The following is a 19607-nucleotide window of genomic DNA, read 5'->3' on the forward strand; positions in this document are numbered from 1 at the left end:
GGCGCTCATGCCAGGCCCCGGCCCTTCAGGTAGTCGTGGGTGTTCTCGAAGGCCCGGCGTCCTTCCGGCGTCGCCGACCACAGCGGGTCGGCGGGCGTGGTCGCGGCGTCCCGCCAGGCGACGACCTCGAGCGGAGTGCTGGTGTAGGCCTCGCGGGGGTCGAGGGGGTGGGCGGAGTTGGCGACCAGCAGCACGACCGGCATCTCGGTCCTGAGCACGACGGTCGCGCCCGGCCCGGCCGAGCCCTCGAAGTGGGGGCGACCGGTGTCGTCGACGCGCACGCCCTGGAAGAAGGAGACCGAGGGCGGCAGGTCACGGCGGCCGAGTCCGTGCTTCGACGCGGCCAGGGTGAAGAGCTCGCGGCCGGCGGGGGAGGGACCCTCGGGCGCACCGTCGCCGTACCGCTCCTCGTTGCGGGCCTGGGTCGAGGTGCCGAAGATCGCGTCGTGGTGGCCGGCCGCGGCCTCGGTGACGGAGGCCAGCACCCGGGCCTGGTCGCTGAGCAGCAGCTGGCCGCCGGCGGAGTAGACCTGCCACTGCACCTTGACGGTGTCGGCGACGTTGAGCCGCTCCCAGGGCATGTCGGCGTTGTAGAGCAGCACGTGGGCGCAGGCGTCGCCCTCGAGGTCGGTGAGCCGCACGGTCGTGCCGCGGGCGAGCACCCGGTGGCCGTAGCCGCCGCCGGCGATGCGCTCGGCCCACACCACCCGGTCGGGGTCGACATCGGCGGGCGGGCTCGGCCAGGTCGCCGCCGGGACGGTCGGGCCGTTCGCGACGACGGTGCCCTCCTGGGCCCGCGCGTGCTCGCGGGCGCCGGCGGTCGTGGCCGTCCCCGAGGTCTGCTGCGTCATGGCTGCGCTCGACTTTCTGTTGGTTGATCGAAAGTCAACGCGCGACGCGTGCCGCCGCTGTCTCGATCGTGTTACGGCCTCATGAAGCCCGGGGACGACCCGGTCGTCGGAGTCGTGGATACATGTACTGTTTGTGTGGATCCAATCTAGCGGACGGAGGCGAGCGTGATCGAGACGGTTCTCGGGCCGGTCGCGGCCGGCGTCGTACGCCGCGTCGACCTGCACGAGCACCTCCTCACCGACGCCTCCGCGCTCTCCCGGCCGGGGCTCGAGCCGCTGCCGGACGACCCGCGGGTCACGCCGGAGAACCTGGCCTTCGTGCGCTGGAACGCGCTCGCCCTGGCCGACAACCTGCGCCTCGACGACCCCGAGGTCGCCGCCGTCGAGCTGGCCCGCACCGAGGTCGACCTCGTCGTCGAGTGCTCCAGCATCGGACTCGGCCCACGGCACGCCGCCCTCCCGGAGATCTCCCGCGCGGCGGGCGTGCACGTGGTCGCGGCCTACGGCCTCTACGTCGACCCGGCGCTGCCCACGTGGGCCCGCGACCTCGACGAGGAGCAGGTCGAGGCGCTGCTCCTGACGGCGCTCACCGACGCGGTCCCCGGGACGTCGTACCGCGCCGGCCTGGTCGGGATCATGGGCACGACCGCCTCGGTGCCGCCCGTGGAGCGGGCGCGGCTCCGCGCGGCCGCGCGGGCCGCCTCGGCCACCGGCGCGGCCGTGAGCGTGCGGCTCGACGAGACCGCCCGCGACGGCCTCGAGGTCGTCGCGGAGCTGGTCGGCGCCGGGCTGGCCGCGGACCGGCTGGTGCTGACGAACGCGGACGAGTACCTCGACGCGCCGTACTGGCACGACCTGCTCGACGCCGGCGCCGTGCTCGAGGTCTGCTTCGGCACCGAGCTCCAGCACTGGGGCCGGGTGCGCAATCCCAGCGACGGCGAGCGCCTCGACTTCCTCGAGGGGTTCCTCGCCGACCGTCCCGACGCCCGACTCGTGCTCGGCGGTTCGGTGTGGACCAAGGCCCAGCTGCGCCGGTACGGCGGCCCGGGCTACGACCACCTGACCGCCCGCGTGCTGCCCGAGCTGCGCCGCCGCGGCCTGCCCGACCAGCTGCTCGACCCGATGCTCACCGACGAGCCGCTCCGGCTGCTCGACCGCACCGCCCACGAAGGAGCCGCCACGTGACCACGCTGCCCGAGATCGCCCGCCCCGCCCGACCGGAGCTGCCCCGCCTGCCGGAGGCGTACGGGCTCTTCGTCGACGGCGGCTGGGTGAGCGGCGACGACGTCTTCGCCGTCCAGGACCCGGCCACCGAGGAGGTGCTGACCCAGGTCGTGCAGGCCGGGCCGGCCGACGTGGACCGCGCGGTGGCCGCGGCCCGCCGCTCGCTCGCCGAGCGCAGCTGGACCGGGCTCGCCCCGCTCGAGCGGACCCGCATCCTGCAGCGGGCGGCCGACCTCATCGAGGCCGAGCTCGAGGAGCTCGCGGTGCTCGAGACCCGCGACAACGGCAAGCCGATCGAGCGCTCGCGGGCCGACACGGCGATGGCCGCGAAGACCTTCCGGCACTACGCCGGGGCGCCGAGCCGACTGACCGGTACGACGGTGCCGGTCGACGGAGGCGACCACCACGTCTACACGGTGCACGCACCGGTCGGGGTGGCCGCGCTGATCCTCCCGTGGAACTTCCCGATCATGACCGCGGCCTTCAAGATCGCCCCCGCGCTCGCGGCCGGGTGCTCGGTCGTGGTGAAGCCGGCCGAGCAGACCCCGCTGACGGTGCTGCGGATGGCCGAGCTGCTCACGGAGGCCGGCGTCCCGGCGGGCGTGTTCAACGTGCTCACCGGCGACGGCCGCGTCGGCGCCGCGCTGGTCGAGCACCCCGGCGTCGACAAGGTGTCCTTCACCGGCAGCACCGAGGTCGGGCGCCAGGTCGGGGCGCGCGCCGGCCAGCTGCTCAAGAAGGTCACCCTCGAGCTGGGCGGCAAGAGCGCCAACATCGTCTTCGGCGACGCCGACCTGGACGCCGCGGTCGCGACCGCGATGCGGGCCTCCTTCGGCCACTCCGGCCAGATGTGCACGGCCGGCAGCCGGCTGCTCGTGCAGCGATCGGTCCTCGACGAGATGCTCGGTCGCCTCGAGGGCGCCGCGCGCGCCGTCCCCGTCGGCGACGGCCTTGCCGGCGGGATCTCGGTCGGGCCGCTGGTCTCGGCCGAGCAGCGCGACCGCGTGCTCGGGTACGTCGAGCAGGGGCGTGCCGAGGGGGCCGAGCTGGTCGTCGGCGGGTCGGCGCTCCCCGGCCCGGGCTTCTACGTGCCGCCCACCGTCTTCACGGGCGTCCGCAACGACATGGTGATCGCCCGCGAGGAGATCTTCGGGCCGGTCGTGGGGGTCATCCCCTTCGACGACGAGGCCGACGCCCTGCGGATCGCCAACGACTCGACGTACGGCCTCGCCGCCGGTGTCTGGACCCGGGACCTGGGGCGGGCGCACCGGATGGCCGCCGGGCTCGAGGTCGGCACCACGTGGGTCAACACCTACAACCTCTTCGACCCCGCACTCTCCTTCGGCGGCCTGCGGGACTCCGGCGTGGGTCGCGACCTCGGGGACGAGGCGCTGCTCGGGTTCACCGAGTCCCGAGCCGTGGTCATCGCCCTGGGATCCGCCTGATGCGCTAGTGTGGATCCACATTCAGTAAGATTGGATACGTTCTCGAGATGAGGTGGGCATGACCGACACCGGCGTGAGCCCCGGCTTCGACGTCGCGTTCGAGCGGGCGCGCACCGTCGGCACGACGAGCGCTCATCACCTCAACGCGGCCGGCGCGGCGCTGCCGACGACCGGCGTGGTCGAGGCGGTCGTCGGGCACCTGCGCCGCGAGCAGCGCGACGGCGGCTACGAGGCGTCGGCGGCCGTGGCGGGCCGGATCGGGGAGCTGTACGCCGGGATCGCGCGGCTCGTCGGCGCCGAGCCGGACGAGGTCGCCCTCTTCGACAGCGCGACCACCGGGCTGCGCGTGCTCGTCGACGCGCTCCGGCTGACCGGACCCGGGCGGCTCCTGGTCAGCCGCTCCACCTACGTCAGCCACGCGCTCCACCTGCTGACGCTGGTCCGCGAGCGCGGGCTCGAGCTGGTCGTCCTGCCCTGCGACGCGACCGGCGGGATCGACCTCGAGGAGCTCGAGCGGCTGCTCCGCGAGGGCCGGGGCGACACCGTGTGCGTCGCCCACGTGCCGACCTCGTCGGGACTCGTCGAGCCCGTCGCCGCCGTCGGTGCCCTGGCCCGCCGGCACGGTGCGCGCTTCCTGCTCGACGCCACGCAGTCGGTCGGCCAGCTCGCCGTCGACGTCGACGAGATCGGCTGCGACGCCCTCGTCACGACCGGCCGGAAGTTCCTCCGCGCCCCGCGCGGCACCGCGTTCGGGATCGTCCGGCGCGGGCTGATCGCCGACCTGGCCCCGTCGGCGCCGGACGTGCGCGGCGCCGACTGGACCTCCGACCTCGACTGGAGCCTCGCCCCCTCCGCCCGCCGGTTCGAGACCTGGGAGTCCTCCGTGGCGTGCCGGCTGGGGCTGGCGGCGGCGGTCGACGAGCTGCTCGAGCGCGGGATGGCCGCGACCGAGCGGCACCTGGTGGCCCAGGGCGAACGGCTGCGGGGCGATCTCGCCGCGGTCCCGGGCGTGACCGTCCAGGACCCGCCCTCGTCGCGCTCGGCGATCGTCACCTTCACCGTGGCCGGCCTGCCGGCCGACCGGGTCAACCGGCGGCTCGCGAGCGACGGGGTGCGCACCGTCTCGGTGCCGGCCAGCCACGGACAGTGGGACCTCGGGCGGCGCGGGGTGCCGGCCGTGGTGCGGGCCTCCACCCACGTCTACAACGACGACGCCGACCTCGACGCGCTCGTGCAGGCCGTCGCCCGACTGGCCGGCCAGGCGGCGTCGTGATGCTCGGCGCCCGGCTCGACGCCGACGTCGCCGTCGTCGGGCTCGGCATCCACGGCACGGCCGCGGCGTACGAGCTCGCCCGTCGCGACGTCCGGGTCGTCGGCCTCGAGCAGTTCCCGGCCGGGCACGCCCGCGGCTCCTCGCACGGGCGCACCCGGATGATCCGGCGCGCCTACCCGAACCCGCTCTGGAACCCCTTCGTCGACCGCGCCTACGCCGGCTGGCGTCGCTGGGAGACCGTCGCCGGCCGGACGCTGGTGCACCGCACCGGCGGGCTCTACGCCCACCCCGGCGTACCGTCGCTCCAGGGCCGCGGCACCGAGCCGGTCGCGGATCCCCGGCGGATGAGGGAGCTGATGCCGTCCCTCGCCGTGCCCGACGGGCACCAGGCGGTGCACGACCCGGACGCGGGTGTCGTCGACGCCGCCGCGGCCCTGACGTTCGCCCGCGAGGCGGCGGTCGCGTCGGGTGCCGAGCTGGCGTTCGGCGAGGCCCTCGTGACGTGGCGGGCCGACGAGCACCACGTCGAGCTCGAGACCACCCGGCGGCGGCTGCGGGTGGGCCGGCTCGTGCTCGCCACCGGCGCCTGGGCCGCACGCGCCGTCCCGGAGCTGGCGGACCTGTTCGAGGTCTGGCGCATCGTCACGGTCTCCCTCCGCCCCGGCCAGGGGGTCGCGCAGGCGCCGCGCCTGGGAGCCTTCTCCGTCGACCGCCCGGAGGGGCTCGTCTTCGGCATCCCCGACACCGACGGCTCGGGCTTCAAGGTGGGCGTCGACGCCGGCCCCGTGTGGGACCCGGAGCGACCGGCCGCCCCACCCACGGACGCCGAGGTCGCCGAGCTCTGCGCCCTGATGGAGGCCTACGTGCCCGGCGTGTCCGCCGATCCGCGCACCGACGTCGCCGAGGCGGCGGCCTGCCTCTACACGATGACCGCCGACCGTCGCTTCGTGCTGGGACCGCTGACGTGGGCGCCGCGCGTCGTGCTGGCGGCCGCCTGCTCCGGGCACGGGTTCAAGTTCGGACCGGCCGTCGGCGAGGCGGTCGCAGACTGGTGCCAGGGCGCCGAACGCCACGACCTGGACTTCGTCGGCGTCAGCCGCAGGACCGAGCCGGACAAGGAGGGCGCTGATGCCTGAGGTCGCGATCGCCGCACCGCACCCGGCGGCGGTGGCCGCCGCCGAGGACGCCGTCGCCGCGGGCGGCAACGCGCTGGACGCCGCGCTGGCCGCCGCCGTCGCGCTCACCGTCGTCTACCCCCACCAGTGCTCGCTCGGGGGAGACCTGATCGCCGTGGTCCAGCGACCCGGGGAGGAGGTGCCGCGCGCCGTGGTCTCCGCCGGCACCCTGCCGGCCGGGCTCGACCTCGCCGCGCTCGCCGGGGCGCCGATGCCGAGCCAGGGCACCACGCCGGTGACCGTTCCCGGGGTGGTGGCCGGCTGGCTGGCCCTGGGCGACCTCGGCGCCCGGCTGCCGCTGACCCGGGCGCTGACCCGGGGAGCCGACCTGGCGGCGAGCGCACCGCCGGTCTCGGCCGGGCTGGCCCGCGCGATCGTCGAGCGGGCCGACGCGGTCGCCCAGGACCCGGGCCTGCGCGAGGTCCTGGGGGAGCTGGTCGAGGGCGACCCGCTGCGCCAACCGGCCCTCGCCGCGACCCTGCGCGCCCTGGCCGACGACCCGCGCTCGTTCTACGACGGCGAGGTCGGCCGCGCCCTGGTCGCCGGCCTGGCCGCGCTCGGCGGCGCGCACACCACCGCCGACCTCGCCGCCCACCGGGCCGAGGTGGTCGATGCCCTCGGCGCGCCGTACGCCGGCGGCTCGGTCTGGGTCGCGCCGCCACCCTCCCAGGGCGCCGTGCTGCTCGGCGTCCTCGGCGCGGCGGACGGCACGGTCCCCGGCGCGGTGGCGGCCGCCTGGCTCGGCATGCAGGTGCGCGACCGGGAGCTCGGCGACCCCCGCACCGGCCCCGTCGACGTCGCGGCCCTGACCGGCCTGGCCCTGCAGCCGACCGCCGCCGCCCCGCCGACCGGCCGCGCGCTCGGCGACACCGTGGCCGTCACGGCGGTGGACGGGACCGGCCTCGCGGTCACCCTGATCCAGAGCGTCTTCCAGACCTTCGGCGCCGGCATCCTCGAGCCCACGACCGGGATCGTGCTGCACAACCGGGGTTCGGCCTACAGCACCGACCCGGCCGGCCCGGCCCGTCTGCACCCCGGGGCCCGTCCGCCGCACACCCTCTGCCCGGCAGTGGTCCGCACGCCCGAGCGCACCGTCGCCGTCGGCTGCCAGGGCGGCCGAGCGCAGGCCTGGATCCTGTCGCAGGTCGTGCCCGATCTGGTCGCGGGCGCCGACCCCGGGACCGTGCTCGGGCGGCCGCGCTGGGTCGTCGGCGCCCGCGACCTCGGGCACCCCTTCCCGGTCGTCGTCGCCGAGCCCGGGGCCGAGGCCGCGCTGGTCGCCGCGCCCGCGCTCGGCCTGGCCACGGCGGCGTACGACGGCCTCCACGACGACGCCGGCCACGTGCAGGCGGCCGTCCTTGAGCACGCCGACGGCCGGCTGGCCGTCGCGAGCGACCCGCGTGCCGACGGCCGCGGATCGATCACGTCCCCCACCTCCACCGAGAGCCCAGGAGCGCCCGCATGAGCAGCCCCACCCACTGGTCCGACCCGCTGACCGAGGCGGAGATCGCCGAGGTCGTCGCGCTGGTGCGCGCCGACGAGCGCATCGGTCGGCGGCCGCGGTGGTGGGGGATCGCGACCGAGGAGTCCCTGGCCCGGAGCCTCGCCCCCGGCCAGGGCCGGCCGGTGCGGCTGGTCGTCATGAACCCCGACGCCCACGCCGCCTGGGAGGTCTCCGCCTGGACCGCCGGCACCGACCGCGCGGCGTCGGTGGCGTCGTGGCGACCGGTCGACGCCCGCCGTCCCGGCGTCTCGAGCGAGGAGGCGCGGATGGTCGCCCAGGCGTGCCGCGACGACGCCGGCTTCCAGGCCGCGCTGCGGCTGCGCGGCATCGACGACGTCTCCCTGGTGTGGGTCGACCCCGAGTCGATCACCGGCTTCGAGCCCGAGGACCTCGCCGACCGCCGGCTCTCGTGGGGCACGGTCTGGCACCGCGAGAGCGAGGACGACAACGGCTACGCCCGCCCGGTCGCCGGGCTGGTGCCGATCGTGGACCTGGAGACGCTCGAGGTGGTGCGGATCGAGGACCACGGCGTCATCCCGATGGCCTCCGAGCACGGCAACTACCGCGAGGGCGCCTGGGGCCCCACCCGCGAGGTCTCCGACCTCGTCATCAGCCAGCCCGACGGCGTCGGGTTCACCGTCGAGGGCCAGCTGGTCACCTGGCAGAACTGGTCCTTCCGCGTCGGCTTCACGCACCGTGAGGGGCTGGTGCTCCACGACATCTGCTACCGCGACGGCGACGAGCTGCGTCCGGTGCTCAAGCGCGCGGCGATCAACGAGATGTACGTCCCCTACCTCGACAGCGACCCGACGGCCTACCGCAAGAACTTCTTCGACTGGGGCGAGTACGGCGCGGGCCCGCTCACGGCGTCGCTCGAGCTCGGGTGCGACTGCCTCGGCGAGATCCGGTACCTCGACGCCGCGGTCGTCAACGGGCACGGCGAGCCGCGCACGATCACCAACGCGATCTGCATGCACGAGGAGGACCACTCGATCCTCTGGAAGCACGTCAACACCCGCACCGGCTACGCCGATGTGCGCCGGAGCCGTCGCTTCGTCGTGTCGTTCTTCGCCACCGTCGCCAACTACGACTACGGCTTCTACTGGAACTTCTACCAGGACGGCATGATCGACCTGGAGATCAAGCTGACCGGCATCCTGTCGGTCTCCGGCGTCGCGGACGACACGACCCCGCCGTACGGCCGGCTGGTCAGCCCCAACGTGCAGGCCCCGAACCACCAGCACTACTTCGGGCTCCGGCTCGACACCGCGGTCGACGGCCCGCTCAACCGGCTCTACGAGGTGCACGCCGAGGTCGAGGAGGACGACGACCTCAACCCGTGGGGCAACGCCTGCACTATGGTCCGCACCCCGATCCGCTCCGAGGCCGAGGCGGCCCGGAAGGGCGACCCGAGCCGCGCCGTCCACTGGCTGGTCGAGGGCACGACGCGCACCAACCGCTTCGGCGACCGCACGGCCTACCGGCTCACGATGCCCAACACGACCCGCCTCTTCGCCAAGCCGGGCAGCGTCGTCGAGCGCAAGGCTCCCTTCGTCGCCCAGCACCTGTGGGCGACGCCGTACGCCGCGGAGGAGCGCTTCATCGCGGGGGAGTACCCCAACCAGGCCCCGCTCGGCGAGGACGGCGTCAGCGCCTGGCAGCAGGCCGACCGCTCGCTGGACGGCGCCGAGCTGGTCCTCTGGCCGGTCGTCGGCGTCCACCACGACCCGCGACCGGAGGAGTGGCCGATCATGGCCGCGCACCGGATCGGGATGCGGCTGGAGCCCGACGGCTTCTTCGACCGCAGCCCCGCCCTCGACCTGCCCGCGCCGATGCGACGGCACGCCGCGGCCGACGACTCCTGCTGCCACTGACCCGGGACGAGAGGACGGACCCCCCGATGAGCGAGACGCCCCTCCACCGCCGGAGCGCCCGCGACCTGGCCACCGGCATCGCCCGGCGCGAGATCTCGGCCGCCGAGGTGATGCGCGCCCACCTCGACCGGATCGCCGAGGTCGAGCCGGACCTCGCTGCGTTCGTGTCGATGGTGCCCGAGGCGGAGGCCATGCGGATGGCGGACGAGGCCGATCGTGCCGTCGCCGCCGGTGACCCGGTCGGCCCGCTGCACGGACTCCCGACCGGCGTGAAGGACCTCATCGACGTCGCCGGGCTGCCGACCTCGCACGGCTCGGCCGCCTACCTCGACGCGCCGCCCGCCGTCACCGACAGCGTGCTCGCCGAGAACCTGCGCCGCGCCGGTGCGCTGATCATCGGCAAGACCAACACGCCCGAGGTCGGGCTGGGCACCCTCACCTTCAACCCCGTGCGCGGCGTGTGCCGCAACCCCTGGGACCTGACCCGGCACGCCGGCGGGTCGAGCGGCGGCGCCGGCGCCGCGCTCGCGGCCGGGATGCTGCCCATCGCCGACGGCTCGGACAGCGGCGGCAGCATCCGCTACCCCGCCTCGTTCTGCAACGTCGTCGGGCTCCGGCCCACGCCCGGGACCGTGCCGACCGGCCGGCTCGGCAACGGCTGGGACCCGCACGGGGTGCTCGGTCCGATGGCGCGCGACTCGGCCGACCTCGCCCTCATGCTCACCGGCATCTCGGGGACGGACCGCCGGGCGCCGCTGTCCTGGGTCCCCGACACCCAGGTCTTCCTCGGTGCCGACGTCCCCGCCCCGGAGGGTCTGCGGCTGGGCTGGAGCCCGGACGTGGGCGGCCTGCCGATCGACCCCGAGGTGCGCGCGGTCCTCCGCCGGGCTCGGGAGCTGCTCGAGGCCGCCGGGGTCGAGGTGGTCGACCTGGAGCCCGACCTCGCGGGCGCCGACGAGTGCTGGCAGGCGATCGAGATGTTCGGGTTCGGGACCGACGGCGCCGCCCGGCTCGGCGAGGGTCGCAGCGGCTTCCGCGAGGACTACCTGCGCAACGTGAGCGAGGGCCGGGCCCTCACCGCGGACCAGTACGCCGCGGCCCTGGCGCAGCGGACCCAGATCTTCCGCCGGACGGCCGAGGTGCTCACCGAGGTCGACGCGGTGATCTACCCCGCGACCCCCGTCGCCGCGCCCGACGCCGACCTCGAGTGGGTGCCCGAGGTCGACGGGGTGGTCTTCGACCGCTACTTCCTGTGGCAGCGCGCGGCGTGCCGCCTGACCGTGACCGGACACCCGGTCCTGGCGACCCCGGCGGGCTTCACCGAGGCCGGCCTGCCCGTCGGGATGCAGCTGCTCGGCGCCTCGCGCCGGGACGCGCGGCTGCTCGCGATCGGGATGACCGTCGAGTCGGTGCTCGGCCACGTCGGCCGGGCGCCGACGGCCATCAAGCCCTGAGCTCCTGCGCCGCCGGGCGGTCCAGGAGCCGGGCGGGGCGCCCGACCAGCATGTCGTCGAGGCGCTCGGCCGCGACCCCGGCGCGGGCGAGCGCGGGGACGACGCGCCGGAGGACGTGGGCGTAGCCCATGCCGCCGTGTCGGGTGAGCTGTCCCTTGGTCCACACCGAGCAGGACAGGGTGATCGGGCAGTCGGGGCGCGCGGCCAGGAGGTCGAGCAGGAAGCGGATCCGGTCGTCGTCGTTGGCATCGCGGGCGTCGTCGCCGAAGTGGTTCTCGCTGCCGAACGCGAACTCCACGACCGCGCCCCGGTCCACGATCTCGGTGACGTAGGCCAGCTCGCGCACCTTGTCGATGTTGCAGAAGAGGATCCGCTCGGGGGCCAGCCCGGTCGCGGTCAGGATGTCGGCGACCTCGGGGCCGCGGCGCGCCGCGGCGTCGAGCCGGATGCTCACCGAGCTCCCGGTGGCCGCGGCGGCACGCCCGGCGGCGTGCAGGGTGCGCAGCTCGGCGGGGGTGATCTCGGCGCTGGTGCCGAGCAGCCCCAGCAGTCCGGCGCGGAAGTCGGTGCCGGGGATCGCGGTCTCGAGGGCGGCCCGGAACTCGTCCTCCAGGGCCGCCTCGCTGCGCTTGCGCCACCAGGCCGGAAGGGTCTTGTCGATGTAGCTGCCGTAGGCGGCGACGATCGTCATCCCGCTGCGCCGGGAGACGGCGGGCAGGTCGGCGTGCCGTGGTCCCATGCCGTGCGAGGTCGCCTCGACGACCGTGCCGAGCCCGGCGTCGACCGCGAGCCGCAGCTCGTCGGCGGCGTCGTCGGTGGAGTCGAGCGTGAGGTTGTCGGCCAGGGAGAGCCAGCTCCACCTCAGGTCGCCGAGGATCTCCGGCCGCACCGGGCCCTCGAGCCGCCCGCCCTCGCGGGTGGGCCGGAGCAGGACCGTGCTGTCGGCCAGCACGTGCTCGTTCGTGGAGACGCGGCCGAGCCGCGCGGCGGGGATGGGGCCGAGGACCGTCTCGATCATGAGATGTATCCTAAATCATTAACTAGGGATCCAATCTGAACGGCGAGAGGTGAGCGGCGTGATCATCGATGCGTACAACACGACCCAGGACGTGCGGGGGCGGTCGGACTACCTGACCGGCGTCCGGCCCGGCGAGGAGCCGCCCGCGCACACGCCGTTCGACCCACGGCGGATCCTGGACCGGATGGACGCCGCGGGCGTGGACATGGCGATGGTGTGCTCGCTGGCGCAGCGCATCGAGAACGACTTCATCATCGGGATGCAGGACGCGCACCCGGACCGCTTCATCGGCTTCGGCCAGGTGATGCCCCAGGCGGACGACGCGCTCGCGGAGATCGACCGGCTCGCCGAGGCCGGGATCCGCGGTCTCAAGCTCCACCCGAGCATGCACGGCTACCACGTCGCCGATCACGGACTGCTGGACCCGGTCTTCCGGGCCTGCGCCCGGCACGGCATGACGGTGCTGATCAACGCGCTCGACGACGCCTTCTGCGCGCCCTTCGCGATCGAGGAGATCGCCCAGGGCCACCCCGACGTGCCGACGATCATCGCCCACATGGGTGCGGTGTGGAACGTCCCCGAGGCGATCATCGTGGCCGAGCGCCGCGACCACGTCTACCTCGAGACCAGTGCGACGCTGATGGCCGACGTCAAGCGCGCGTATGCCCGCCTCGGCGGCGAGAAGATCCTGATGGGCTCGGAGTGGCCGGGCTCCGACTTCGACCTGGAGCGGCTCAAGATCGCGAAGGCGATCCCCGACGCGGGCGACCGGGCGCTGGTCGAGGGCCTCAACATCGCGCGTCTGTTGCGGATCGAGGTCGACGCGTGAGCACGCCGCGCCCGCCGCTGGCCCGTCCCGCCGCGATGGGCGACGCGGACGCCGAGCTGATGAGCGTCGCCCGCGAGCTGCTCGGACAGTGGTACCGGGAGGGCCGGCACGAGGTCGCCACCGCATGGCGGCTCGCCGACGGCGGCGTCGTGACCGGCCTGCACGTCGACGGCTCGGCCCGGCGCAGCGCCGTCTGCGCCGAGGGCGTCGCGGCCGGCAACGCGATCGCGGCCGGGGCCGGGCTCCGCGACGGGTCGGGCGTGGAGGCGATCGTGAGCGTGCTGCGACGCCCCGGGGGCACCTGGCACGTCATCGAGCCCTGCGGCGTGTGCGCCGAGCTCGTCACCGACTACTGGCCGCGGGCCCGGGTCTGGGTCGGCCGGGGCGAGGAGGTCGTCGCGCTGCCGGCGGCGGACCTGTTGCCGGCGAAGTACGAGCGAATCTGGTGATGTAATCCAAAGGAAACACGACTGGATGCATACTGACTCACATTGGATCCTATTTTGGTCGTGCGGCCCCACCCCGCGCATCCCGTCGTGAACAGAACCCCTGAGGAGACCACGTGACCGTCAAGAAGACCGTCGCCGGCCTGGCGCTCGCCGGCGCCGTCGGCCTCGTGCTGAGCGCCTGCTCCAGCAGCGACTCACCGCTGACGTCGGGCGGTGGCGGCGCCGCCACCGGCACGATCAACACCGAGCTCTGGTACGCACCCACCGTGTTCGATCCGTCCCAGGCCTCGGCCGACGCCGACACCGACGTCGCGCGGCTGGGCTTCGACACCCTCCTGCGCAAGGGGGAGTCGTCGGGCTACATCGGCGGCCTGGCGACCTCCTGGAAGGCGGACTCCAACACCGAGTACACCTTCGACATCCGCGACGACGCGACGTGCTCGGACGGCACCGCGATCACGCCCTCCGTGGTGGCGGCGTCGCTCGACTACCTCGCCACGTCGAAGAACTCCTCGGCGGCGACGAACAAGATCTCGATCTTCGGGTCGGGCACCCCGACCTTCACCCCGGACGACGACGCCGGCACGCTCACCGTCAGCCTCAGCGAGCCCTACTCCGAGCTCTTCGCCGGCCTGACCAACGCGACGTCCGGCATCATCTGCCCGGCCGGCCTCGACGACCCCAAGGGTCTCGCCAAGGGCACGGTCGACGGCGCCTGGTCCGGCCCCTACACGCTCACCGGCCTCAAGGCCGGCGTGAGCGCCACCTACACGCTGCGTGACGACTACGACGCCTGGCCGGACTGGTCCGACGTGACGGGCACGCCCGCCAAGACGATCAACATCACCGTCTCCACGGACTCCAACACCAGCGCCAACCTGCTGACCTCGGGCGGCATCGACGTCACCCGCTTCTACGACTCCAACGCCGAGCGCTTCACCAGCGGCAAGGGCTACACCTACGTGACGATGCCGAGCTCGGCGTACACGCTGATCCTCAACGAGCACCCGGGCGCCCTCTTCGCCGACGACCAGGACCTGCGCACCGCCGTCGCCCAGGCCATCGATCCGGACGGCTTCAACTCCGCGGGCCTCGACGGCCTCGGTACGTCGCTGACCAGCGTCGACCCGTCGACCGTCTCGTGCACCATCGACGGCTCGTCCATCCTGCCCGGAGTCGACGTCGACGCCGCCGAGGCGAAGCTCTCGGGCACCACGATCCGCCTGCTTGCGATGTCCAACTGGGACCCGGCGATCGACTACCTGGCCGAGGCGCTGCGCGCCGCCGGCGCCACCGTCAAGGTCTCCACGCCGGACGCCGCCGAGTGGCAGACGCAGATGCGCACCGAGCCCGACAAGTGGGACATCGCGCTCAACGCCACCTCGGTCAGCAACCCGCTGAGCGAGACCATCGCGACCTACGTCGGACCGACCTCCGACCAGGGCGGGCGCAACATCGGCGGCGCCGACAACACCGAGGGCTACCAGCACCTCCAGGCCGCGCTCGCGGCCTCCGACGAGGACACGCAGTGCTCGGAGTTCGAGGCGGCGCAGACCTCGATCCTGACCCGCGCCGACATGGTGCCGCTCATCACCGACACGCACTACGTGATCGCCCGCGACGGATTCGCCACGTCGGTCTTCTCCGGCTACTGGGACATCTCGTCGATGCGCATCACCAGCTGAGCACGCCGGACCGGACGAGGCAGGAGGCACGTCGGATGAACAGCTCCGTCGACGCGAGCATCGCGCCGTCCGGTCCAGGAGCGCCCGGGGGGCCGCCATCGGCGGCCTCCCGGGAGCCCCGGGCGAGCAGCCTCGCCGGCGCGTGGCGCCGGTTCCTGGTACGCCGCCTCGTCGGACTGGTCGTCAACCTCGCCCTGCTCGTCGTGGTCACGTTCGTGATCGTGCGGCTCATCCCGGGCGATCCGGCCGCCGCGATCGCGGGGGAGGACGCGAGCCAGTCGCAGGTCGACGCCGTCCGCGTCGAGCTCGGGCTCGACGAACCCCTGCCCGAGCAGTTCCTCCACTACGTCGTGGGCGTGCTGCACGGGGACTTCGGCACCTCGTTCCACTACCAGATGCCGGCGCTGGACCTCGTCCGCGCGGCGGCGCCCTACACGATCACGATCGCCTTCGCGTCGCTGGTGGTCTTCCTGGTCCTCGGCCTCGCCATCGGGGCCGCCGTCGGCATCATCACCCGCGGGGACCGGCACCGGTGGCTCGACCACCTCTTCAACGTCGGGGCGGGCCTCGTCGCGTCGGTCCCGGCCTACGTCCAGGCCACGCTGCTGATCGCGGTCTTCGCGGTCTGGCTCGCCTGGCTGCCGCCGGCCTACTCGCCCGCCTACGGCCTGGGGGAGTCGGCCGTGCTGCCCGTCGCGGCGCTGAGCCTCGGCTGCATCGCGTCGGTCGCACGGATCACCCGGCGCGAGGTCGCGGTCGTGCTGGAGCAGGACTACATGCGCAGCGCCCGCGGCTGGCGGCTCCCGTCGCTCCGGCTCTACGCGAAGCACATGATGCCCAACGTCCTCACGACCGCGCTGACCCTGTCGGGCATCATCCTCACCGCCCTCCTCGGCTCCGCGCTGATCGTCGAGGCGGTCTTCGCCTGGCCCGGCCTCGGGACCACGACGGTGCAGGCGATCGCGCAGTTCAAGGACTACCCGGTCATCCGCGCCGCCGTCTTCGTGATCGGCGCGATCTCGCTGCTCTTCACGCTCGTCATCGACATCGTCCTGGGCATCCTCGACCCCCGCACGCTGGGAGACAGCCGTGGCTGAGCCCGTCGCTCTCCCCCGACGGCGGGCCGCGGCCGCCCGCGGTCGCCGTGGCCGGTCGCCACTGCTCTACCTCGGCTACGGGATGCTCGGGGTGCTCGTGGTCGTCGCCGTCGTCGCGCCTCTGGTGCTGCACGACGCCGCGACCGGCCTGAGCGGCGACGCCAACTCCGGGTCGACCGGCGCGCACCCACTCGGCACCGACGGACTGGGCCGCGACATGCTCGCCCGCACCCTCGTGGCCACCCGGCAGACCCTCATCGCCGCGACCCTCTCGACCGCCCTCGCCGCCGTCCTGGGCATCGGGCTCGGCGTCGCCACCTGGCTCGCTCCGCGACGCGTCCGCGAGGTGGGGCTGCGGCTCATCGAGTTCTGGGTCTCCTACCCCACGCTCCTCGTGGCGATCATCGTCGCCGCCGTCCTCGGGCAGGGCCTCGGGCCGGCCGTGGTCGCGATCGGCATCGCCAACGCCGGCGGCTTCGCCCGCCTGACGGCCAACCTGGTCGCCGGCCTGGCGGCCCGGGAGTACGTCGTGACCGCGCGGCTGATGGGCGTTCCACCGGGCCGGATCGCCGTCCGGCACCTGATCCCGAACATGGCCGAGCCCCAGCTCATCCTGGTCGCCCAGGCCTTCGCCGGCGCCCTGGTCGAGCTCTCGGGGCTCTCCTTCATCGGGTTGGGCGCGCAGAGCCCGGCCTTCGACTGGGGCGCGCTCCTCAACGAGGGCGCGTCGAAGATCTACACCAACCCCGTCCTCATCGTGGGTCCGTCGGTCGCCCTCGTCTTCGCGTCCCTCGCCGCGCTCTTCGTCGGCGACGGGCTGGCCGCCGCCGCCAACCCCCGGACCAACACGTCGCGGTCGCGGCTGGTGCGGCGGGCGGACGCGGCGGCGGAGCCCCTGGAGGCCGACGTCCTCCTGGCCGTCGACCACCTGACCGTCCGGCACGACGCGAGCGGTCGGGACCTGGTCTCCGACGTGTCGCTCCGGATCCGGCGCGGCGAGATCCTGGGCATCGTGGGGGAGTCCGGCTCGGGCAAGTCGGTCACCGCCTCGGTCGTCTCGAAGCTGCTCGCCGAGGGTCTCACCGCGACCGCCGCCCGGGTCGAGCTGTCCGGGGCGGACCTGCTCGGCCGGGTCCCCGGCCCCGAGCTCGCCCGACGCGTCGCGATGGTCTACCAGGACCCCGGCACCGCTCTCAACCCGGCGCTGACGCTGGGCAACCAGCTCACCGACGTCCTCACCTCCACGCTGGGCTCGTCGCGCCGGGACGCGCGGGAGAACCTGGTGGGCCACTTCCGCGACGTCCTCCTCACCGACCCGGAGGGACGGATGCGGCAGTACCCCCACCAGCTCTCCGGCGGGATGAAGCAGCGGGCGATGATCGCCTCGGCGATGAGCACCCGGGCGGAGCTGCTCGTCGCCGACGAGCCCACGACGGCCCTGGACGTGACCGTGCAGCGGGAGGTGCTGGGCCTGATCAAGCGCATGAACACGACGGCCGGTACGTCGGTGCTCTTCATCTCGCACGACCTCGGGGTGGTCCGGGCCCTGTGCGACCGCGTGCTGGTGATGAAGGACGGAAGGATCGTGGAGACCATCGACGACGTCGCCCACATGACGACCGAGGCCGTCCGGCACCCGTACACGCGCCAGCTGCTCGCCGCGACCCCGGTCGTGCACACGTCGCGGCCCGAGGTCGAGGGGGCGGACCGATGAGCGGCCCGATGATCGACGTCGTCGACCTCGGGGTCTCCTTCGGCTCGACCCGGGTGCTGCACGACGTGTCCCTCCGGCTCGAGACCGGGCAGACCGTCGGGGTGGTCGGCGAGTCCGGCTCGGGGAAGTCCACCCTCGCCAAGGTCCTGGTCGGCATCGTCGAACCCGACGCGGGCGAGGTGGTCGTCGCGAACACCGACGTCCGCCGGCTCGGTCGCCGCAGCAGGCGAGCGGCCCAGGACTACCGGCGCCGCGTGCAGATGGTCCCGCAGGATCCCTTCTCCTCGCTCTCGCCCCGGCGCACCATCGGCCAGACCCTGGCCGAGGCCCTCGACCCGGCCCGCGCGAGCGTCCGCCGCCACGAGGACCGCATCGCCGCGTGGCTGGAGCGGGTCGGGCTCCCTGCGGACGCGATGGGCCGCTACCCCCACGAGTTCTCGGGGGGCCAGCGCCAGCGCGTCGCGATCGCCCGCAGCCTGATCGTGGAGCCGTCGGTCGTGATCGCGGACGAGATCACCTCGGCCCTCGACGTCTCGGTGCAGGCGCAGATCCTGGACCTCATCGCGGAGATCAAGGCCGGTCTCGGCCTCACGATGGTCTTCATCTCCCACAACCTCGCGGTCGTGCAGCGGGTGAGCGACGTGGTCGCCGTGATGTACCGCGGCGAGGTCGTGGAGGCCGGCCCGGTCGAGCAGATCTACGCCGACCCGCGGCACTGGTACACCCGGCAGCTGCTCGACGCGGATCCCGGTGCACCGGGCTTCAGCCTGGGCTGACGGCCGCCCCGCCGGAGGTGCGGGGTCAGCCGTCCAGCCGCCACAGACCCCGGGCCAGCCGGGACAGCGGGGTGAGACCCGAGGTCGTCATCACGAGCGTGTCGATCGCGGACGCCTCGGCGCCGCTGTCGGGGACGACCGTGATGGTCTCGAAGTTGGTGACGTAGCCCGGCGCGAGCCGGAGGCCGTCCGACCCGTCGTCGGAGAGGTAGCGGTGGCCGGTCCAGCTCGGGGGGAAGGAGACGCCGAGCGAGTAGCCCCCTACCCACCAGGTGTGGTCGGCGGGGACGTCCTCGGCGACCGTCGCCTGCGCCGCGGCCAGCGCGGCAGCGGGCGCGGCGTCCGGAACCGCTCGCGCGCAGAGCACCCCCTGGCCCCGCCGGCCGGCGTCCAGGTAGTCGGCGGCGCGCTGGTCCCAGTGGCCGAGCGCGAAGGTGCGCTGGAGGTTGACGTGGTAGCGGTCGACGACGGCGCAGGCGTCGACCGAGACGATCTCGCCGCGCTCGATCACCCGCGCCGACGGGAAGGCGTGGACATCGGCCCAGGCGGTCGGGCCGGAGGAGACGAGCGGGTGCTGGGCCGGGACCTCGGACCCGCGCTCGGCGAGCAGCGAGGACAGGGTCGCGGCGACCTGGAGCTCGGTGGCGCCGGGCCGGAGCAGCCCGGCGAGGGCCTCGAAGGCGTCGTCGAGGATCGACGCGGCCCGGCGTACGACGGCCAGCTCGGCCTCGGACTTCACCAGGCGCAGGTCGTCGACCAGCCGGTCGCCGCGGGTCAGGGCGGCGCCCCGGGAGCGGAGCTCGTCGGCCAGGGCGACCATCGTCCCCGGGACCGGCGTGGTCTCGTGCCACTCGAGGGCGACCCGGCCGCCGAGCCAGCCGCGTCGGTCCAGGGCGGTGGCCACCTGTGCGGGCGCCCGGCCGTCGTCGAGCAGCTCGAGCTCGTCGTGCAGCGCGACCAGCGGTACGTAGTCGCGATGCCGGCTCCAGTCGGCGATCACCAGCTCGGGCGCCTCACGATGGAGGAGGAGCGAGACGGGGAGGCGGGGCGGGTACCAGCTCGCGGCGTACCCGGTGAGCCAGCAGAGGTTCGCCGGCGAGGTGACGACCAGGACGTCGAGCCCGCGCCGGGTCATGGCCGCGCGCACCCGGGTGTGCCGGTCGCGGTACTCCTCGACGGGGAAGGGCAGCGCGTCCGGAACGTGAGTGGATCCAATCTGGATCACATTGCGTACTATAT

Annotated in this window: 16 protein-coding genes; 13 read left to right on the forward strand and 3 right to left on the reverse strand. The window is 74.1% G+C overall.

The genetic code is table 11. The annotated features are described in order from the left end of the window. Window positions 1–5: 5 nt before the first annotated feature. A complete protein-coding gene (locus K8U61_RS14330) occupies window positions 6–851 on the reverse strand; it encodes an urea amidolyase associated protein UAAP1 (protein WP_224123718.1) in 846 nt (281 codons plus the stop codon). A gap of 165 nt (window positions 852–1016) precedes the next feature. On the opposite strand from K8U61_RS14330, the gene K8U61_RS14335 reads away from it, so the two are divergent. From K8U61_RS14335 to K8U61_RS14365, 7 genes are read left to right on the forward strand one after another with little or no spacing between them, the layout of a single operon-like run. Then, window positions 1017–2036: a phosphotriesterase family protein gene (locus K8U61_RS14335; RefSeq protein WP_224123719.1), complete on the forward strand. Its 1020-nt coding sequence runs from the start codon at window positions 1017–1019 to the stop codon at window positions 2034–2036. Next, the gene (locus K8U61_RS14340) at window positions 2033–3520 is read left to right on the forward strand and encodes an aldehyde dehydrogenase family protein (RefSeq protein WP_224123720.1); all 1488 of its coding nucleotides are present in this window, start codon (window positions 2033–2035) and stop codon (window positions 3518–3520) included. Before K8U61_RS14335 ends, K8U61_RS14340 begins: the two co-directional genes overlap by 4 nt. Before the next feature lie 58 nt (window positions 3521–3578). Then, window positions 3579–4793 carry an aminotransferase class V-fold PLP-dependent enzyme gene (locus tag K8U61_RS14345; protein WP_224123721.1) on the forward strand — a complete coding sequence of 405 codons (1215 nt, stop codon included), beginning with the start codon at window positions 3579–3581 and terminating at the stop codon, window positions 4791–4793. After that, window positions 4793–5929: an FAD-dependent oxidoreductase gene (locus K8U61_RS14350; protein ID WP_224123941.1), complete on the forward strand. Its 1137-nt coding sequence runs from the start codon at window positions 4793–4795 to the stop codon at window positions 5927–5929. Before K8U61_RS14345 ends, K8U61_RS14350 begins: the two co-directional genes overlap by 1 nt. Next, the gene (locus K8U61_RS14355; protein WP_224123722.1) at window positions 5922–7433 is read left to right on the forward strand and encodes a gamma-glutamyltransferase; all 1512 of its coding nucleotides are present in this window, start codon (window positions 5922–5924) and stop codon (window positions 7431–7433) included. The genes K8U61_RS14350 and K8U61_RS14355 overlap by 8 nt, the downstream gene beginning before the upstream one ends. Continuing rightward, on the forward strand, window positions 7430–9346 hold the full coding sequence (locus tag K8U61_RS14360; protein WP_224123723.1) for a primary-amine oxidase: 1917 nt from the start codon (window positions 7430–7432) through the stop codon (window positions 9344–9346). The genes K8U61_RS14355 and K8U61_RS14360 overlap by 4 nt, the downstream gene beginning before the upstream one ends. A 26-nt stretch (window positions 9347–9372) precedes the next feature. Continuing rightward, window positions 9373–10800 (forward strand): amidase, encoded by a 1428-nt coding sequence (locus K8U61_RS14365; RefSeq protein WP_224123724.1) that lies wholly within the window; start codon window positions 9373–9375, stop codon window positions 10798–10800. On the opposite strand, the gene K8U61_RS14370 is transcribed toward K8U61_RS14365, so the two are convergent. Then, a complete protein-coding gene (locus tag K8U61_RS14370; RefSeq protein ID WP_224123725.1) occupies window positions 10790–11818 on the reverse strand; it encodes a phosphotriesterase family protein in 1029 nt (342 codons plus the stop codon). The genes K8U61_RS14365 and K8U61_RS14370 overlap by 11 nt on opposite strands. A 58-nt stretch (window positions 11819–11876) precedes the next feature. On the opposite strand from K8U61_RS14370, the gene K8U61_RS14375 reads away from it, so the two are divergent. The 6 genes from K8U61_RS14375 to K8U61_RS14400 all read left to right on the forward strand — a co-directional run bounded on the left by K8U61_RS14375 (window position 11877) and on the right by K8U61_RS14400 (window position 18368). Further along, window positions 11877–12647 (forward strand): amidohydrolase family protein, encoded by a 771-nt coding sequence (locus K8U61_RS14375; RefSeq protein WP_224123726.1) that lies wholly within the window; start codon window positions 11877–11879, stop codon window positions 12645–12647. After that, a complete protein-coding gene (locus tag K8U61_RS14380; protein WP_224123727.1) occupies window positions 12644–13096 on the forward strand; it encodes a cytidine/deoxycytidylate deaminase family protein in 453 nt (150 codons plus the stop codon). Before K8U61_RS14375 ends, K8U61_RS14380 begins: the two co-directional genes overlap by 4 nt. 113 nt (window positions 13097–13209) lie before the next feature. Further along, window positions 13210–14781, forward strand: coding sequence for an ABC transporter substrate-binding protein (locus K8U61_RS14385; RefSeq protein WP_224123728.1), 1572 nt, complete (start codon window positions 13210–13212; stop codon window positions 14779–14781). A gap of 35 nt (window positions 14782–14816) precedes the next feature. Next, on the forward strand, window positions 14817–15878 hold the full coding sequence (locus K8U61_RS14390) for an ABC transporter permease (protein ID WP_224123729.1): 1062 nt from the start codon (window positions 14817–14819) through the stop codon (window positions 15876–15878). After that, window positions 15871–17592 (forward strand): dipeptide/oligopeptide/nickel ABC transporter permease/ATP-binding protein, encoded by a 1722-nt coding sequence (locus K8U61_RS14395; protein WP_224123730.1) that lies wholly within the window; start codon window positions 15871–15873, stop codon window positions 17590–17592. Before K8U61_RS14390 ends, K8U61_RS14395 begins: the two co-directional genes overlap by 8 nt. Further along, entirely contained in the window at window positions 17589–18368 is a 780-nt protein-coding gene (locus tag K8U61_RS14400; RefSeq protein ID WP_224123731.1) for an ABC transporter ATP-binding protein, read from the forward strand. The genes K8U61_RS14395 and K8U61_RS14400 overlap by 4 nt, the downstream gene beginning before the upstream one ends. 25 nt (window positions 18369–18393) lie before the next feature. Here K8U61_RS14400 and K8U61_RS14405 read toward each other — a convergent pair whose 3' ends face one another. Then, entirely contained in the window at window positions 18394–19593 is a 1200-nt protein-coding gene (locus K8U61_RS14405) for a M24 family metallopeptidase (RefSeq protein WP_224123732.1), read from the reverse strand. Window positions 19594–19607: the final 14 nt, after the last annotated feature.

Source organism: Nocardioides mangrovi (genome assembly GCF_020073815.1).
Classification (GTDB): domain Bacteria; phylum Actinomycetota; class Actinomycetes; order Propionibacteriales; family Nocardioidaceae; genus Nocardioides; species Nocardioides mangrovi.

Coding starts and splice junctions, on each gene's coding strand:
- K8U61_RS14330 (WP_224123718.1), bottom strand. CDS start 851: ATGACGCAGCAGACCTCGGGGACGGCCACGACCGCCGGCGCCCGCGAG.
- K8U61_RS14345 (WP_224123721.1), top strand. CDS start 3,579: ATGACCGACACCGGCGTGAGCCCCGGCTTCGACGTCGCGTTCGAGCGG.
- K8U61_RS14350 (WP_224123941.1), top strand. CDS start 4,793: ATGCTCGGCGCCCGGCTCGACGCCGACGTCGCCGTCGTCGGGCTCGGC.
- K8U61_RS14355 (WP_224123722.1), top strand. CDS start 5,922: ATGCCTGAGGTCGCGATCGCCGCACCGCACCCGGCGGCGGTGGCCGCC.
- K8U61_RS14360 (WP_224123723.1), top strand. CDS start 7,430: ATGAGCAGCCCCACCCACTGGTCCGACCCGCTGACCGAGGCGGAGATC.
- K8U61_RS14365 (WP_224123724.1), top strand. CDS start 9,373: ATGAGCGAGACGCCCCTCCACCGCCGGAGCGCCCGCGACCTGGCCACC.
- K8U61_RS14370 (WP_224123725.1), bottom strand. CDS start 11,818: ATGATCGAGACGGTCCTCGGCCCCATCCCCGCCGCGCGGCTCGGCCGC.
- K8U61_RS14390 (WP_224123729.1), top strand. CDS start 14,817: ATGAACAGCTCCGTCGACGCGAGCATCGCGCCGTCCGGTCCAGGAGCG.
- K8U61_RS14400 (WP_224123731.1), top strand. CDS start 17,589: ATGAGCGGCCCGATGATCGACGTCGTCGACCTCGGGGTCTCCTTCGGC.